Source organism: Pseudotabrizicola alkalilacus (assembly GCF_003443995.1).
Classification (GTDB): Bacteria; Pseudomonadota; Alphaproteobacteria; order Rhodobacterales; family Rhodobacteraceae; genus Pseudotabrizicola; species Pseudotabrizicola alkalilacus.
Genome location: NZ_QWEY01000007.1, coordinates 1 through 16,604, shown reverse-complemented (window position 1 = coordinate 16,604; position 16,604 = coordinate 1). Strand labels below are relative to the sequence as shown.

The 16,604-nt window shown below is 64.8% G+C and carries 15 protein-coding genes; 7 read left to right on the top strand and 8 right to left on the bottom strand.

Annotated elements, in window-relative coordinates; all coding sequences use genetic code 11:
- Window positions 1-122: 122 nt before the first annotated feature.
- Together D1012_RS12985 and D1012_RS12980 are read right to left on the bottom strand one after the other, a co-directional pair.
- Window positions 123-1,418 (bottom strand): homoserine dehydrogenase, encoded by a 1,296-nt coding sequence (locus D1012_RS12985; RefSeq protein WP_118152903.1) that lies wholly within the window; start codon window positions 1,416-1,418, stop codon window positions 123-125.
- Between the two features lie 114 nt (window positions 1,419-1,532).
- Window positions 1,533-1,874 carry a hypothetical protein gene (locus D1012_RS12980; protein WP_147335698.1) on the bottom strand — a complete coding sequence of 114 codons (342 nt, stop codon included), beginning with the start codon at window positions 1,872-1,874 and terminating at the stop codon, window positions 1,533-1,535.
- A 69-nt stretch (window positions 1,875-1,943) separates the two neighbouring features.
- On the opposite strand from D1012_RS12980, the gene D1012_RS12975 reads away from it, so the two are divergent.
- A complete protein-coding gene (locus D1012_RS12975; protein ID WP_118153326.1) occupies window positions 1,944-2,435 on the top strand; it encodes a hypothetical protein in 492 nt (163 codons plus the stop codon).
- A gap of 56 nt (window positions 2,436-2,491) precedes the next feature.
- Here D1012_RS12975 and D1012_RS12970 read toward each other — a convergent pair whose 3' ends face one another.
- Genes D1012_RS12970 through D1012_RS12960 form a run of 3 tightly spaced genes read right to left on the bottom strand, consistent with a single transcriptional unit; the run spans window position 2,492 to window position 5,326 of the window.
- Window positions 2,492-3,085: a TadE/TadG family type IV pilus assembly protein gene (locus tag D1012_RS12970; RefSeq protein WP_118152899.1), complete on the bottom strand. Its 594-nt coding sequence runs from the start codon at window positions 3,083-3,085 to the stop codon at window positions 2,492-2,494.
- 13 nt (window positions 3,086-3,098) lie between these two features.
- The gene (locus tag D1012_RS12965) at window positions 3,099-3,635 is read right to left on the bottom strand and encodes a TadE/TadG family type IV pilus assembly protein (RefSeq protein WP_118152897.1); all 537 of its coding nucleotides are present in this window, start codon (window positions 3,633-3,635) and stop codon (window positions 3,099-3,101) included.
- Window positions 3,632-5,326 (bottom strand): TadE/TadG family type IV pilus assembly protein, encoded by a 1,695-nt coding sequence (locus D1012_RS12960; protein WP_118152895.1) that lies wholly within the window; start codon window positions 5,324-5,326, stop codon window positions 3,632-3,634. Before D1012_RS12960 ends, D1012_RS12965 begins: the two co-directional genes overlap by 4 nt.
- Window positions 5,327-5,685: 359 nt before the next feature.
- Between D1012_RS12960 and D1012_RS12955 the strand changes: the two genes are divergently transcribed.
- The 5 genes from D1012_RS12955 (at window position 5,686) to D1012_RS12935 (ending at window position 12,395) form a co-directional block, all read left to right on the top strand.
- Complete coding sequence (locus D1012_RS12955; protein ID WP_199489498.1) at window positions 5,686-7,116, top strand: Glu/Leu/Phe/Val family dehydrogenase; 1,431 nt, start codon at window positions 5,686-5,688, stop codon at window positions 7,114-7,116.
- Between the two features lie 145 nt (window positions 7,117-7,261).
- The gene (locus D1012_RS12950) at window positions 7,262-8,512 is read left to right on the top strand and encodes a sarcosine oxidase subunit beta family protein (protein WP_118152893.1); all 1,251 of its coding nucleotides are present in this window, start codon (window positions 7,262-7,264) and stop codon (window positions 8,510-8,512) included.
- 190 nt (window positions 8,513-8,702) lie between these two features.
- A complete protein-coding gene (locus D1012_RS12945) occupies window positions 8,703-8,966 on the top strand; it encodes a sarcosine oxidase subunit delta (protein WP_118152891.1) in 264 nt (87 codons plus the stop codon).
- Window positions 8,963-11,881 carry a sarcosine oxidase subunit alpha family protein gene (locus tag D1012_RS12940; RefSeq protein WP_118152889.1) on the top strand — a complete coding sequence of 973 codons (2,919 nt, stop codon included), beginning with the start codon at window positions 8,963-8,965 and terminating at the stop codon, window positions 11,879-11,881. Before D1012_RS12945 ends, D1012_RS12940 begins: the two co-directional genes overlap by 4 nt.
- Window positions 11,874-12,395, top strand: a complete 522-nt coding sequence (locus D1012_RS12935; protein ID WP_118152887.1) for a sarcosine oxidase subunit gamma — start codon at window positions 11,874-11,876, stop codon at window positions 12,393-12,395. The genes D1012_RS12940 and D1012_RS12935 overlap by 8 nt, the downstream gene beginning before the upstream one ends.
- A gap of 143 nt (window positions 12,396-12,538) precedes the next feature.
- Here the strand turns inward: D1012_RS12935 and D1012_RS12930 are convergent, their stop codons facing one another.
- From D1012_RS12930 to D1012_RS12920, 3 genes are all read right to left on the bottom strand, one after another.
- Window positions 12,539-12,967, bottom strand: a complete 429-nt coding sequence (locus D1012_RS12930) for a VOC family protein (protein ID WP_118152885.1) — start codon at window positions 12,965-12,967, stop codon at window positions 12,539-12,541.
- 65 nt (window positions 12,968-13,032) lie between these two features.
- Window positions 13,033-14,382 carry a porin family protein gene (locus D1012_RS12925; protein ID WP_147335697.1) on the bottom strand — a complete coding sequence of 450 codons (1,350 nt, stop codon included), beginning with the start codon at window positions 14,380-14,382 and terminating at the stop codon, window positions 13,033-13,035.
- A gap of 8 nt (window positions 14,383-14,390) precedes the next feature.
- Window positions 14,391-15,362 (bottom strand): hypothetical protein, encoded by a 972-nt coding sequence (locus D1012_RS12920; protein ID WP_158569349.1) that lies wholly within the window; start codon window positions 15,360-15,362, stop codon window positions 14,391-14,393.
- A 198-nt stretch (window positions 15,363-15,560) separates the two neighbouring features.
- On the opposite strand from D1012_RS12920, the gene thyX reads away from it, so the two are divergent.
- Complete coding sequence (gene thyX / locus D1012_RS12910) at window positions 15,561-16,466, top strand: FAD-dependent thymidylate synthase (RefSeq protein WP_118152877.1); 906 nt, start codon at window positions 15,561-15,563, stop codon at window positions 16,464-16,466.
- Window positions 16,467-16,604 lie beyond the last annotated feature (138 nt).

Sequence of the window (16,604 nt, the reverse complement as noted above, 5' to 3'; positions counted from 1 at the left end):
TTACAGCCCAAGCCATTCAATGAAATCAATGTCTTGACTATGCTGGATTCATCATCTGTTAACCTTTGCCCCCCGCCACGGCAGGGGCAAGGCCGGGGCCTGCGGCGGCAAGGCAAGGCGGTTCAGACCTCTTCGATGCGGATCGCCACGGGCGCGCCGAGCAGAACGCCGGTGGTGCCGAACTGGTCCAGCGCATAGGCGACATCGGCGGGGGAGGCTTTGTGGGTGACGATCAGCACGGTGGCCTTGTCATCGGCGGCACCCGGTTGGTTCAGCTGGCGCATCTGGTCAATCGAGATGCCTGCCTCGCCCAGTGCCGTGGCGATCTTGGCCAGCGCGCCGGGTTTGTCCAAAAGGGACATGCGCAGGTAATAGGGCGCAGGGGTCGCGGATTTTGCTGCCACAGGTTCGGTCAGCGAGGTGGCGGGGCGGCCAAAGGTCGACAGCCGGGTGCCGCGTGCGATGTCGATCACATCGGCCATCACGGCGCTGGCGGTCGGGCCTTCGCCCGCGCCCGCGCCGCGCATCACGATCTGGCCCACGCTATCGCCTTCGAGCACCACCATATTGGTGCCGCCCTGCAACTGGCCCAAGGGGCTTTCGGCGGGCACAAGGCAGGGGGTCATGCGCTGTTCCAGCCCGCGCCCGGTCATTTGTGCCACACCCAGCAGCTTGATGTGATAGCCCATGTCATCGGCCAGATTGATGTCTTCGATCGAGACATTGCCGATGCCCTCCAACTCGACCTTGTCAAAGCTGACGCGGGTGCCAAAGGCGATGGCGGCCAGCAGCGACAGCTTGTGGCCCGCGTCGATGCCGCCGACATCCAGGTTCGGGTCGGCCTCCAGATAGCCCAGTTGCCGGGCCTCTTCGAACACCGCCTCATAGGGCAGGCCGGAGGCCTGCATCCGGGTCAGGATATAGTTGCAGGTGCCGTTCATCACGCCCATGACGCGGCGCATCTGGTTGCCCGCCAGACCTTCGGTCAGGGTCTTGATCACCGGGATGCCGCCTGCGACGGCCGCCTCGAACCGGATCACCTTGCCCTGCGCCTCGGCGGCGACGGCCAGTTCGTGGCCGTAATGCGCGAGCAGCGCCTTGTTCGCGGTGACCACATCCTTGCCCGCCGCGATGGCGGCTTCGGTGGCCAGTCGCGCCGGGCCCTCATGACCGCCCATCACCTCGACAAACACGTCGATGTCGTCGCGGCGGGCGAGCGCCACCGGATCGGTTTCCCAAGGGTAATTCGACAGGTCGGCATCGCGGTTCTTTTGCGGATCGCGGGCAGAGACGGCGGTGATCACCACCGGGCGGCCAGCGCGGGCGGCGATCAGATCGGCATGGCGCTGGACAATCTTTACCACGCCGATGCCGACGGTTCCCAGACCGGCAAGACCAATTCGCAGGGGGGCTGGCATGGGGGACTCCGTCTTTTGGGTATGCTTTGATCGCGGTCTTAGCGCGGCTGTCGGGTCAAGGCAACGCGGCGCGGGTGCGGCAGGGGCGGGGGGCGGTGAAATCGGTCGGGGTGCCTATTGGCTGCGCAGCTGATCGGCGCGGGCGCGCAGGCGGTCGGCTCGTGCGGTCACCGGGGCGACCGCGGCGGCGCTGGTGCCAACCGCATCGGCCTGCGCCAGAATGCCGGCCAGCGGCACCAGAACCGGCGGCGGCGCGTCAACGGTCTGCGCGATGTCGGGCAAGGGCGCGCAGGCTGCCACCCCGAGGCAGAGCAGGGTCAGCAGGGCCAGCAGGGGGCGGCGGCGGGGGCGGGCAAAGGGCATCATCTGGCAATCCATCGGCGGCAGGGCTGGCCGTATCGCGCCGACCCTAGGCAGGTTCACCGCAGCGGGCAAGGGGGAGGGGGAAGCGGCCAAGCCCCTATCCCTGCGGCGGCGGCTGGTTTATGGGCTGGGAACCCTGACCGCCAGCCCCCGGAGCGCATGATGCCTGACCAGACCCCTGATGCCGCCGCTGTTCTGGCCGAGCTGCGCCCGTCACCGCCCCGGCGGGTGGTGGGGGTGACGATCCTGGGGGTGCTGGGGGCGGCACTGGTCTATCTGGCGCTGGCCTATCCGCCGGATGGCGCGGGCTGGCTGGTGTTCTTGCTGGGGTTCGGCGCGGCCTCGCTGTGGCTGTCGGTGCGGATGTGGCAATCGACGGCTCAGGGGCTGGTGCTGACGCGCGAGGCGTTGCGCGATCACGCGGGGCGCGAGCTGGCGCGGGTGGATCAGATCCGCGCGGTCAACCGGGGGGTGTTTGCGTTCAAGCCTGCGGGCGGGTTCACCCTGTCGCTGAGGCAGGGCGGGCCGCGCGGCTGGGCGCCGGGGCTGTGGTGGCGGCTGGGCCGGTCGGTGGGCGTGGGCGGTGTCACCCACCGGCACGAGGCGCGCTATATGGCCGAGGTGCTGGATGCGCTGATCAAGGCGCGCGGTTAGCCGCAGGCTCTGATCAAGGCGCGCGGTTACCCGCAGGCTCTGATCAGGGCGCGCGGTTACCCGCAGGCGACGCCCTGCATGCAGATCTTTGGCAGGAAACGCGGGCGGGTGACGATGACATGGCGCAGGACGCCGTCGTCCACATTGCCCATCACCCAGTCGACGGGGCGGAGCAGCGGGACGAAATCTATATTGGCCTCGACCACGATCAGCGCGTCGCCATCATGCATTACCGGCAGATGGTCTTGCAGCTCGGGCAGGGTGGCGGTGGTCAGGCGCGGGATGGTGGGGGTGCTGGCGCGGGACCACAGCACCTCGTACCGGTCGCGGGCTTCGCTGTAGAAGACCGAGGTGATCCGGGTTCTGGTCGGCAGCGAGGGCCCCATCATGTATTGCAGGGTGCTGAACATGCCGTTCACATAGGCCTCGGTCACGTTGTCCTGTTTGCGGGTCACCAGATCAGAGACCGAATAGGCGGCCTTTTGCGAGCGGTTCACCACATCAAAGGCATCCCAGAAGGTGAAGGTGCCGAAGATGCAGAACATGTAGATCGGCATGACCATGAGCATCTCGGCTGCGGCCAGCCCGCGTTCGTCACGCTTGAAACGGCGCAAGGCGGTGAGGGTCATTTGCAGAAGGTTGCGCATCATGATGTCACCAGCCTCAGGACGGTTCGTTGACGAAGGACGAGATTGACGAGATGCCGACGCCGCCGGTGCTGTCGGGAAACAGCTGGCGGCCCAGGATCATGCGCGGGAACAGCACCGGCACCACGATGCAGGCACGCACCAGCATCAGCTGTTGCTGCTGGCCCAGCGAGAAGGTGACCACGGGCTGGATTTCCTCGTCGTTGTTGACACAGGTGACCGGGGTTTGCGGCATCGCCCATGTTTGGGTCGAGACCGCCTGCAGCTCGATCATCATCTGGTCTTCGCAATTGCCGATGATGCGGGCGCGGGCGCAGATGTCGCGCTTGAGGCTGTCCTGCGTGGGGTTTTCCTTCAGCCCAAGGCGCAGGTCGCGCATGGCCACATCCAGCGAGTGATCGAGCATCACCGATTTGATCATCAGGATGCCCACTTCGGCGGCCCAGAAGAACATGCCGAGGTAGAGCGGGAAGAACAGCGCGAACTCGACCGAGGCCAGCCCGCGCTCGTCCTTGCGGAAGGGGCGGAAGAGGGTGCGGATGCGGGTGATCATTGGGTCAGTTTCAACTGGCTGATGTTGGTGGCGATGGAGCGGAAGGCGGTGCTGATCTCCAGCCCCTGCGCGTTGAAGTAATGCGCGGGAGAGCTGGCGCAGTTTTCGATCAGGGCGCGGCCATTGGTCGGGGCCTCGAAGGCGATGCCGTAGATCATCACCTCGCGCGCCTTGGCCAGACCGCAGACCTGCTGCAGCTGGGTGTTCATGGTGTTGATCGGGGTCTGGCTGCGCATGGCGTTCATCTGGTTGGTCTGCGTGACGCCCAGAGGACGGACGTAGAACTGCTGCGCAACCCAGGACAGACGCACGTTGGCCCACAGAGTCTGCCAGTCCTGGCGCGTCGCGCCGGTATAGGTGGCGGTCGTGCTGTAGCAGGTGCTGCTGGACGGGTTTGAACCGTTCCACGGGCGCGAATGCCAAGCGTTCAGATGTGGCACATAGAACGGGCGGCTGTTGCAGATGTTTGTCGAAGACGAGGTGTTGACCCGGGCCTGATGGAAGATCGAATACTGGTTGACCGAGTTGGCGCGCCAGATCGGGGAAGTACCGTGACGGTAAGCCTCGTTCACCCGCTCTTCGGCGAAATGTTCGCCATCGGTCATCAGCACGATGATCTTCATCGCCTCGCGGTCGTTGTATTCAAACGGGCGGTTGCCGAAATAAGAGGGTGTCTGACCCTGGGCGACCATGCCGGTGTAGAGCGACCGCGCCGAAGGATCGAGCAGCGCCGCGCCCCATTTCAACCCGGCGTTGATCGAGGTCGCGCCGATGGCGGAAAGACCGTTGATGTGGGCTTTCAACGCCGTGCGGTTGTTGGTGGGGGCGCGGATCACGTTTCCGGTCAGGTGGCCGGTCGCGGGCGGGCACCAGCGGTTGCCCGTGGCCACCACAGCATTGGAATGGGTCGGTGCGATATAGCCGGTCGAGGTGGTCGAATAGGTGTCGGCATGCGCCGTCACTGGCATCGGCGTGGTGCGTGACAGGGTCAGGCTGTTGTAGGTGGTGGCGGGCAGGTCAAAGCAGTTTACGAAGTCGACTTCATGGTCGTCTTCCGCATTGAACATGCTTTGCAGATACTGCGGCAGGTTCACCTGACCGTTATAGGGCACGATCCCGATTGAGACGCGGTTTTCGATGTCCTGACTCATCACCGTATCGATGAATTCGCTGGCGGCGGATTTCAGGTTGGTCAGCTTGGTACCGGCCATCGAGCCGGACACGTCAAGCACCAGCATGATTTCGATATTGTTGATCCGCTGCTCGGCCTGCGAGGCACCACGGGCGACCAGTTTTGTGCTGTCGGACAGATCATACAGGTTCATGAAGATCGGGGTCAGCTCGATCTCGGCCTCGGCCCGGACCGTCGAGGCGTTGAAGGTGCGCTGGAACTGTACCAGCCGCAGGTGATCGGCCATGTCGGCCTTGGCAAAGTAATCGCGCACCACGCTTTCGGCATCCAGCTCTTGCGTCAGCGAGGCGGCGGCGAGGGTGGCACGATCCAGCGTCTGCTGTTGTTTGGTGCGTACGGTCTCAAAGTTGATGATGTCGATCCCGACCCCGGCCAGCATCAGCATCAGAGTCGCCATGATGGCGGTGAAAACGACGATATGACCGTCTTCGTCCCTTGCGAAACGCAGGGCACTCTTGCGCGAAAGCCTTTTGGCAGCACTGATTATTCTGCGGTCCATTCCACTGTCCCCAAGCGCCGAAAGCCCCGCCCCCACGGATCTTTGGCATGATGTCTGGGTCGCAGAAGACGCAGTCAGAGCGGCAAAATTATGGCGTGGGTAAAGCAAGCGCGAGCATGGCGCAGAGATTGGCGACGAATGGGCCTTGCAGGGCAGGACTGTTGCTGGGGCGGCAACAGCCAAAGCGGTTTTGCCAGCTGTGCCACAGGAAGGAATCGGCAGTCCAGCGGGGAGTCGCTACGATTCGATTCGTTTTTTCGTCACCCAACGGGCAGTTTTTGCGATGAACTGTTCACAAACTATCGTTAGGCTGGGCGACGGGCGCAGTCCGTTGCGCCCGGCCTGACAGGAGGGATGGCATGATTAGGGATGGCGAACCGAGTTTTCGGGAGTCTGTAGATCTGATGTTCAACCGCGCCGTGCGGCTGATGGATCTGAGCCCCGGACTGGAGCAGAAAATCCGGGTGTGTAACTCGACCTACACCGTGCGCTTTGGGGTGCGTCTGCGCGGCAAGATCGAGACCTTTACCGGTTATCGCTCGGTGCATTCCGAACATATGGAGCCGGTCAAGGGCGGTATCCGCTATGCGCTGTCGGTCAACCAGAACGAGGTTGAGGCGCTGGCGGCGCTGATGACCTATAAATGCGCGCTGGTGGAAACGCCGTTCGGCGGGTCCAAGGGCGGGCTGTGCATCGACCCCCGCGCCTGGGAAGAACACGAGCTGGAGCTGATCACCCGGCGCTTTGCCTATGAGCTGATCAAGCGCGACCTGATCAACCCGGCGCAGAACGTGCCCGCCCCCGACATGGGAACGGGCGAGCGCGAAATGGCGTGGATCGCCGATCAGTACAAGCGGATGAACACCACTGACATCAACGGCAACGCCTGTGTCACCGGCAAGCCGCCGCATGCCGGCGGGATTCAGGGCCGGGTCGAGGCGACCGGGCGCGGCGTGCAATACGCCTTGCAGGAATTCTTCCGCCACCCAGAAGACAAGGCCAAGGCCGGTCTGACCGGCGGGCTGGAGGGCAAGCGGGTGATCGTGCAGGGCTTGGGCAACGTGGGCTATCACGCCGCCAAGTTCCTGTCGGAAGAAGACGGCTGCATCATCACCGCCATCATCGAGCGGGACGGCGCATTGCAAAGCGATGCCGGCCTGAATGTCGAGGATGTGCGGCACTGGATGGCCAAGCAGGGCACGATTCAGGGCTATCCGTCGGCCTCGTTTGTGGCCGATGGCACCCCGCTGCTGGAGGCGGAATGTGACATCCTGATCCCGGCCGCGATGGAAGGGGTGATCCATATGGAAAACGCGCCCCGCATCAAGGCCCCGCTGATCGTCGAGGCGGCGAATGGCCCGGTGACCTTTGGCGCGGATGAGATCCTGCGCGAAAAGGGTGTGGTGATCATCCCCGACATGTACGCCAATGCGGGCGGGGTGACGGTGTCGTATTTCGAATGGGTCAAGAACCTGTCGCATATCCGCTTTGGCCGGATGCAGCGCCGCGCCGAAGAGGGGCGGTCGCGCATTCTGGTCGAAGAGCTGGAGCGGTTGTCGGCGGATCAGGGCCTTGGCTGGACCCTGTCGCCGGATTTCAAGGAAAAGTTCCTGACCGGATCGGACGAGCTGGCGCTGGTGCGCTCGGGGCTGGATGACACCATGCGCACCGCCTATCAGGCGATGCGCAAGGTCTGGCATGAGCGCGACGATGTCGATGACCTGCGCACGGCGGCCTATATCGTCTCGATCAGCCGGGTGGCGACGGCCTATCGGTCCAAGGCGTTGTAAAACGGCTGATTTGGCCATCTGCGACATGTGGTGTCGCGGATGGCCAAGGCGGCGCGGTGGAACCTTGCCAATCTGCGCCTGACCCGGTTTGATGCCTGCGGATCAATGATCCCGGTCACATGTCCCGGTCAGGGAAAGGTCTGCCATGCGCTATTCCGGTTTCAGGGTCATCACCCAGGGTCTGTTCGGCAATGCCGGATGGAAGCCGGCCTGGCGCGACCCCGCGCCAAAGGCGGAGTATGACGCCGTGATCATCGGCGGCGGCGGGCATGGGTTGGCCACCGCCTATTATCTGGCGAAAAACCATGGGCTGACGAATATCGCGGTGCTGGAAAAGGGCTACCTTGGCTCTGGCAACATCGGGCGCAACACGACGATTGTGCGGGCGAATTACTTTCTGCCCGGCAATTCGGAATTCTACAGCCACTCGCTGAAACTGTGGGAGGGGCTGGAGGCGGATCTGAATTACAACGTGATGCATTCGCAGCGTGGGCTGATCAACCTGTTCCATTCCGACGGCCAGCGCGATGCCTTTGCCCGGCGCGGCAATGCGATGCTCAATCAGGGCGATGATGCGGTGCTGCTGGACCGCGAGGGGGTGCGCGAATTGCTGCCCTATCTGGACTATGAAAACACCCGGTTCCCGATCTATGGCGGGCTGTTGCACCCGCGCGGCGGCACGGCGCGGCATGATGCGGTGGCCTGGGGCTATGCCCGCGCCGCCGATCAGCGCGGGGTGGATCTGATCCAGAATTGCGAAGTGACCGGGATTGATATTGTGGATGGCCGGGTGACCGGGGTGCAGACCACGCGCGGGGCGATCCGGGCGAAAAAGGTAGGCATGGTGGCGGCGGGCCGATCGGGGCAGGTGGCGGCAATGGCGGGGCTGCGGTTGCCGATCGAGAGCCATGTGCTGCAGGCTTTCGTGACCGAAGGGCTGAAGCCGGTGATTGATCATGTGATCAGCTTTGGCATGGGGCATTTCTATATCAGCCAGTCCGACAAGGGTGGGCTCGTGTTTGGCGGCGATCTGGATTTCTACGCAAGCTACGCCGCGCGCGGCAATCTGCCGATGGTCGAGCATGTGATGGAGGCAGGCATGACGCTGATGCCGATGATCGGCCGCGCCCGCGTGCTGCGGTCCTGGGGCGGGATCATGGACATGACGCCGGACGGATCACCCATTATCGACAAGACACCGATAGAGGGGCTGTTTCTGGATGCCGGCTGGAACTATGGCGGGTTCAAGGCTGTGCCTGCCTCGGGCTACTCTATGGCGCATCTGATGGCCACGGGGGAGAGCCACCCGGTTGCGGCAAAATTCGGGCTGAACCGCTTTGCGACGGGGCATCTTCTGGACGAAGAAGGCACCGGCAGCCAGCATAACCTGCATTGAGGGGCGCGATGATTTTGCACGCTTCCCGCTCTGCTCCGGCGTCGGATGCCTCCGGCGGGAGTATTTTATCAAGCAGCAAATCAAGAGCCGCGTGCCTTGGATTGCTGCTTGCCCAAATACTCCGGGGTGAGGCCGCAGGCCGAGGGGCAGCGCCCCTTGCGAAGTCCGTCAAACAGAGAGGTTCTTCAAGATGCGCCTGACCTGCCCGCTGTGCGGCCCGCGCGACCGGCGCGAATTTTATTACTACGGCGCGGCGGAGTATCTGAACCGGCCCGCGCCGGATGCGGCGCCGGAGGCCTGGGATGACCATCTGCACAACCGCGACAACCCGGCGGGGTTGGTGCAGGATCTGTGGTATCACGAGCAGGGCTGTTGTTCCTGGCTGAAGGTCACCCGCAATACCGTGACACATGAGATTGTCACGGTCGAACCTGTTGCCGGGGGTGCCGCATGAGGATCGACGGCAAGGGTCGGATTGACCGGACGCGGCCTGTGACCTTTCGCTTCGATGGGCGTGCTTACGCGGGCTACAAGGGCGATACGCTGGCCTCGGCGCTGATCGCCAATGATGTGCGGGTGGTCGGGCGCAGTTTCAAATATCACCGCCCGCGCGGGATTCTGACCGCCGGGTCAGAGGAGCCCAATGCGCTGGTCGAGATTGTCGGCCCGGCAAACCAGACGCCCAACACGCGAGCGACCGTGCAGGAGCTGTTTGAAGGGCTGGCCGCGCGCAGCCAGAACCGCTGGCCGTCGCTGCGTTATGACGCGCTGGAGATCAACGATCTGGCCGCCCTCTTCCTGTCGGCGGGGTTCTATTACAAGACTTTCATGTGGCCGCGCCGGTTCTGGGAGGGGCTGTATGAGCCGCTGATCCGCCGCGCTGCCGGTCTGGGCAGCCTGTCGGGGCGGCATGATGAAGGGGTCTATGAAAAGGCCTGGGCGCACTGTGATCTGCTGGTGATCGGGGCCGGGCCTGCGGGGCTGATGGCGGCGCTGGTGGCGGGGCGCGCGGGGGCGGATGTCATTCTGGCTGATGAGTCGTCAGAGCCGGGCGGGCGTTTGCTGTCGGATGACGGCGAGATTGACGGCGCGCATGCTACTGACTGGGTGGCAAGAGTGCTGGCAGAGCTGGCCAGCCTGCCCAATGTGCGGCTGATGACGCGGACCACGGTGACCGGGGCCTATGATGACGGCACCTATGGCGCGCTGGAGCGGGTGGGGCTGCACCGCAGCCCGCGCCCGAACCTGCCGCGCGAGTGTTTCTGGCGCATCGTGGCCAAGCGGACGGTGCTGGCGGCGGGCGCGCTGGAGCGCTCGGTGGCCTTTGAAGACAATGACCGGCCGGGCGTAATGCTGGCCTCGGCGCTGCCGAGCTATCTGAACCGCTATGGCGTGGTTCCGGCCAGGCGTGTGGCGCTGTTTGCCAACAATGACAGCGCGCGCAGCACCGCCCGCAGCCTGATGGCGGCGGGGGTAGAGGTGGTGGCGATCATCGACAGCCGCGAGGATGCGCCGGATGAGCCGGGGATCGCGCTGCACAAGGGCGCGCAGGTGATCCGCGCGCGCGGGCGGATGGGGCTGCGCGAGATCATGGTGCGTGCCGGGGGCCGGGAGTTCCGGGTGGAGGCGGAGTGTCTGGGGGTTTCGGGCGGCTGGAACCCGTCGGTGCATCTGACCTGCCATCTGAACGGCCGTCCGCGCTGGTCGGACGCGCTGGCGGCCTTTGTGCCGGTCGAGGGCGCGGTGCCGGGGATGCTGGTGGCGGGGGCTGCCAATGGCTCGTTTTCGACCCATGGCTGTCTGGCGGCGGGGGCCGAGGCGGCACGGGCGAGCCTTGCCGCCTTGGGGGTGGCGGCAGGCGCGGTGGAGCTGCCGCAGGCCGAGGATGCGCCCTATCAGATTGCGCCGCTTTGGGCGGTGCCGGGCAAGGGCCGCGCCTGGCTGGATCTGGCCAATGATGTGACGGTCAAGGATGTGGCTTTGGCTGCGCAGGAGGGCTTTCGCTCGGTCGAGCATATGAAGCGCTATACCACGCAGGGGATGGCGCCCGATCAGGGCAAGAATTCCAACGTGGCGGCGCTGGCGGTGCTGGCCGATGCGACCGGGCGCGGGATTGCCGAGACCGGCATCACCACCTTCCGCCCGCCCTATGCGCCGGTGTCGATTGCCGCGATGGGGGCCGGGGGCCGGGGGATGGGCTTTGCGCCGCAGCGGATTCTGACCAGCGATCAGGCCAGCCGCGACCGGGGCGCCCCGATGGTGGAGGCGGGGCTGTGGTACCGGCCCGGCTATTTCCCCAAACCGGGGGAGACGACCTGGCGCGAGGCTTGCGACAGGGAGGTGATGATGGTGCGGTGTTCGGTCGGGGTCACCGATGTCTCGACCCTGGGCAAGATCGAGATTCAGGGGCCGGATGCGGGGCGGTTTCTGGATTTCGTCTATACCAACACGTTTTCCACCCTGCCGGTGGGAAAGGTCCGCTATGGGCTGATGCTGCGCGAGGATGGTCATGTGCTGGATGACGGCACCTGCGCGCGGTTGGGGGATCAGCACTGGCTGATGACCACCACCACCGCCGCCGCCGGGCTGGTGATGCGGCATCTGGATTTCGTGCATCAGGCGTTTTGTGCGGATTGGCAGGTGCGCTTTGCGTCGGTGACGGAGAGCTGGGCGCAGTTTGCGGTGGCCGGACCGCTGGCGCGCGATCTGGTGACAAGCGCTTTGGGCCATGCGCCGGATCTGCCGTTCATGGGCTGCGCTCCGGTGGTGGTTCAGGGCGTGGCGGCGCGGCTGTTCCGGATATCGTTCTCGGGCGAGGAGGGCTATGAGCTGGCGGTGCCCACCCGCTATGGCGAGGCGCTGTTCCGCGACCTGACCGCAAGGGCCGAAACCATGGGCGGCGGGCTTTATGGGATGGAGGCGCTGAATGTGCTGCGGATCGAGAAGGGCTTCATCACCCATGCCGAGATCCACGGTCGCACCACCGCTTTTGACATCGGCATGGAAAAGATGGTGAGCGGCAAGAAGGACTGTATCGGCAAGGTTGCCGCGACGCGGGCGGGTCTGGTCGGGCCAGAGCGGGAGCAGATGGTGGGGCTGATGCCGTTGACCGGTTCGGTGCTGACGGCGGGCGCGCATCTGTTTGCGCAAGGGGCGGATCTGGTGCGCGAAAATGCGACGGGCTATGTCACCTCGGTCGGGTATTCGCCGACGCTGCACAGCCATCTTGCGCTTGGGTTTCTGAAAAATGGCCGCGCGCGGCATGGCGAGACGGTGCGGCTGGTGGACCGGCTGCGCGGGGTGGATGTGTTGTGCACGGTGACCGATCCGGTGTTCCATGACCCGAAGGGGGAGAAACTGCGTGCCTGAGCTGATCGCCAAACCCGCACTCGGCGCGGCCCCCGTCACCCATGCCGGCACCACGCTGGCCGAGGCTGACCTGCCGCAGATGACAGCCATCGCGCCCTGGCCGGGGCAGGCGGAGGCGGTGGGCCGGGCGCTGGGCCTGCAATTTCCGCTGCCCAATGCGGTGACCGAGGCCGGGGGCACGCGGCTGGTCTGGGCCGGGCGTGACCTGGCCTTTCTGATTGGTGGTGTCGCGCCGGAGGGATTGGCTGCGGCGGTCACGGATCAGTCGGACGGTTGGGTTGCGCTGACCCTGTCTGGCGCGCGGGCGGTCGAGGTGCTGGCGCGGCTGGTGCCGCTGGACCTGCGGGCGGCGCAGCGGGGGCAGACGTTCCGCACTGCGCTCAACCATTTGCCGCTGATCCTGATCGTCGAGGGGGAGGGTGACTTTACCCTGCTCACCTTCCGCTCGATGGCCCGCACCGCCTGGCATGAGGTTGAGGAGGCGATGGTAAAGGTCGCGGCACGGGCCTTGTGAACGCCGCGCGACGGACGCGGCTGGAGCCTCCGGCGGGAGTATTTGGTAAAGCTGCAAATCCAAGGAGCCCCTTTATACTTTGCAGCTTTCCCAAATACTCCCGGGGGTCCGGGGGCAGGCAGCCCCCGGGGTGGCCGCCGGGATCACCAGTGGCCGGTGTTTTCCATGCTGGCCCAGGGCTCGGCGGGGGCAAGGGCGTCGCCTTTTTGCAAGAGCTCGATCGAGATGTTGTCGGGGCTGCGGACAAAGGCCATGCGGCCATCGCGAGGCGGGCGGTTGATCAGCACGCCATTGGCCTGCAGATGGGCGCAGGTGGCGTAGATGTCATCGACCTCATAGGCCAGATGGCCGAAGTGGCGGCTGTCCGAGGGCAGGCCGTCATCGCCGTCCCAGTTCCAGGTCAGCTCGACCGGGCATTCCGGCTGGCCGGGCGGGGCCATGAAGATCAGCGAAAACCGCCCCTTTTCGCTTTCGTGCCGCCGGGTCTCTTCCAGCCCGAGCAGGCGGTAGAACGCCATCGAGGCCTCCAGATCCAGTACCCGGACCATGGTGTGCAGATATTTCAGTGCCATCGTATGTCTCCCGATTGATTGGGGGACATCTTAACGCGGTGGCTGGGAAAGGCGAGGGGGCAGGGTCAGAATGATGATCTGATCCGGATGCCGAGGCCCAGATCTGTGCCGTCATAGCGGCTGATGTTGGATCTGGTCCTGCGGGTTTCGAGCGAGAAAACCGGCTCGAAGCCAAAGGCGTTCAACCGGGTGAGCGACAGATCGACCGAGGCAGAGGCGGTGCGGTCGTGCCGTCCGCTGTTGCCGAACGCACCGCCAAAGAACACCGGATAATCGCGCAGTCCCAGCCCGAGCGCGCCCGAAAGCTGAACCCCGGCGAGCGGCTTGCCGACGCTGTAGCGCAGTTCGGATGTGAGGCTTTTGTTCTCTTGATTGGCATCATAAGACACGGTTTTGCCCGCGATCAGCCGCAAGCCGATCACATCGCCCGAGGCCAGCCGGTGTTCGGTGGCGCTGTCGATCATCAGGGCGGTGGCCGCCGGGACGGTTCCGGTCCGCCATTGGCGTTCCACCGCCAGACCCAGCCGGGTCAGGGTTGCCGGTGACAGGCGCTGGGTGAGCGAAGCATCAAGCTTTGCCCTGTTTGCATAGTGTTGCCCGGCCAGCCAGGACTGGCCAAGCTGCACCCCGCCGCGCAGGACCGTGTTTTCGGACAGCGCCCCATAATGTGACAGTTGCACATCGGCGGTCGAGGTGGAAAAATCCGAGCCGCGTGCCATGGGCGCGATGCGCCGGGCGCGGTCATTCAGCACAATCGCGCTATGCGTCAGCCGCAGGCCCAGATCGGTGCCGTGCCGTTCGGTTCCGCTCAGCCGATAGCGCAGACCAAAGCCCAGACGGGTCTCGGCTCCGGGCAGGGCGCGCGAGCTGGGGGTAAAGATGAAATGGGTCGGGATGCCGTCAATCGACAGCATCGGGTCTTGTGCGCCGTTGTTGACGTTCTCGCTGGGGCGGAAGGTGGCGTCGAAGCTCAGCTGCAGGCGCGTGACCCGGCGCAGCGACTGAAAATCGGTGATCGCCACGGCTTCGGCCTGCGCGGTGGGCGCATCCTGCACCGCGCGCCGCAGCCAGTATTGCGCGACCAGTGACTGGCCCTGACCATGGGCGGCCTTGGCGGCCAGACGGGCGGCGACAAAGCGTTCGTGCTTGCTGCTGCCTGCGGCAAAGGCGCGGCTGGCGTTCTGACGGGCGGCCTTTGGCTGGCCATGGGCAAGGTTGACTGCCGCCAGCACCGACAGGGCGGCGGCATCCTTCGGGTTGATTTGCAACTGGTCCTGTGCCAGTTGGCGCGCGGTTTGCAGATCCCCGGCGGCGAGGGCGTATTCGGCGGGGGACGGGGGGCGTGCGCCCCCCGATCCGGCCATCACGGCCAGCGCCAGAACCAGCGCCACAAGCCGGGCGGGACGACGGGTCATCGCTGCGGTCAAGGTGCCGTAGACGAAGGGCAGGGCGACGGCGCGCCGGGGGCGCACAGATCGGCCACAAAGGCACCGCGTTCTAGCACGTCTGAATTGCCCGAAATCGGTCTCATCTCGACCGCGCCCGCTACCGCAGCGCCGCCGGTGCCGCCGAAGGCTCCGGCATAGGTGCCTGCGGTCTCTCTATCATTAAATACCACAGTGCCCCCAAAAGTGCCGTCAGGTTTGATCTCCGCGATTTGCAGGAACACGTCATCCAGCGGTGTGCCGGTATCAACAATTCTGCGGCCGCTGATGGTGCCCTCGATGCCGGTCTGTTGGCCGCCGACTTGGGGGCTGCCGAAATTGGCGTTGATCATCACCTGGCCGGTTGTTCTGGTTGGTTGGATGGGTTCTGCGGGAGGCCCCGGAGGCAGGTCGGGATTAACGTCTGGCCCCCCATTCAGCAATCCGGCGTAGCGTCCGGAATAGGTGGCAGTATCCGGGCTTGTCGGGCGCGAAAAAGCCTCATCGACCGCATAGGTCGATCCCCAGACCATTTCGGTGAACTGGCCGCTGCCGACGACGCCGGCGCTGACCGCCCCTTGGGCCGAGGTGTCGAACAGGGCGACGTAATAGCGGCTGGTGTTGGTGTCCTGCCACGTAAAGGCCTGATAGCCGTCGGTGTCGAGGGTAGCGTCGCGTGTGAACGGAATCGAGCGGCCACCGGTGCCCAGCGGGTCGATCACCAGCGACAGGGTGCCGCCGTTTGCCGGGCTGTAGGTTGCGCTGCGCAGGTTGCCGCGCAGAGCCTCGGGGATCGGGTCAACCGGCGGCGCTGGCGGTTCGGTCGGCGGCGGCGTGGGCGCCGGGGGCGGGACCGGAGGGCAGGGGGCCAGAGGGTTGCTGTCGCACTCCGGCGTGTTGTTCAGGGGGTTTCCGCCACAACTCGCAACGGCAAGACCGGCCGCAAGGGCCGCGATCACACGCCAATTCATGATTACCTGCTCGGTTATAGTGTTCTTTTGCGGCTAAAGCTGCCTGCCTCACGGCTTTGTGTCAATGAATCCATACGCCTGTGCCACGGCCTGATGCAGAATTGCCGCGCACCCTTGCGAGGGTTCCCCAACCTCTCGTATCCTGCGCGCTGACACGACCCATATCTTGTGAACGCCCGGATTCGAAAGGCCACCCTCATGCCGCTTTCCCCTGATCAGATTGCCGAAATCGACGCCGCCCGCGCTACGCCGCGCCAGACTCTGCGGGCGGTGTCCGAGGGGATGGAGGCGCATCTGTACCGCGCGCAGGAGGTGCTGGATCACGGCTTTATCCGGGTGATCGACTATATGGGCGATGATGCGGCCATCGTGCAGGCGGCGCGCGTCAGCTACGGCGCGGGCACCAAGCATGTCTCGAACGATGAGGGGCTGATCCGCTATCTGATGCGGCACTGGCACTCGACCCCGTTCGAGATGTGCGAGATCAAGCTGCACGTCAAACTGCCGGTGTTCGTCGCGCGCCAGTGGATCCGCCACCGCACCGCCAACGTCAATGAATACTCCGCGCGCTATTCGATTCTGGACCGGGAGTTCTATATCCCCGCGCCCGACCAGCTGGCCGCGCAAAGCACGGTCAACAATCAGGGCCGGGGCGCGGTGTTGCAGGGCGAGGAGGCCGCCCGGGTGCTGGAGATCCTGAAACGCGACGCGGGGCAGGCGTTTGACAGCTATGAGTCGATGCTGAGCCAAGAGGGTCAGCAGGGGCTGGCGCGGGAACTCGCGCGGATGAACCTGCCGATGAACACCTATACCCAGTGGTATTGGAAAACCGACCTGCACAACCTGTTCCACTTCCTGCGCCTGCGTGCCGATGCCCACGCGCAATACGAAATCCGGGTCTATGCCGAGGCGATTGCCGCCTGCGTGAAGGACTGGGTGCCCTTGGCCTTTGCCGCGTTCGAGGATTACCGGATGGGCGGGGTAACGCTGAGTGCGAAGGCAATTGACTGTGTGAAGCGCATGCTCAACGGTGAAAAGGTGACGCAGGAAACCTCTGGTATGAGTAAGGGGGAATGGCGTGAGTTTCAGGTTGTATTGGGGTGAAGGATGCTTTTTAGGGTTAGGACCCATTGATTTCAGCTGCGCGGCATGATTCAGGCTCCGCAAGGAGACTGGATCATGAGCAACCTTTTCTGGCTGACGGATGCGCAGATGGCTCGCCTTCGGCCGTTTTTCCCCAAG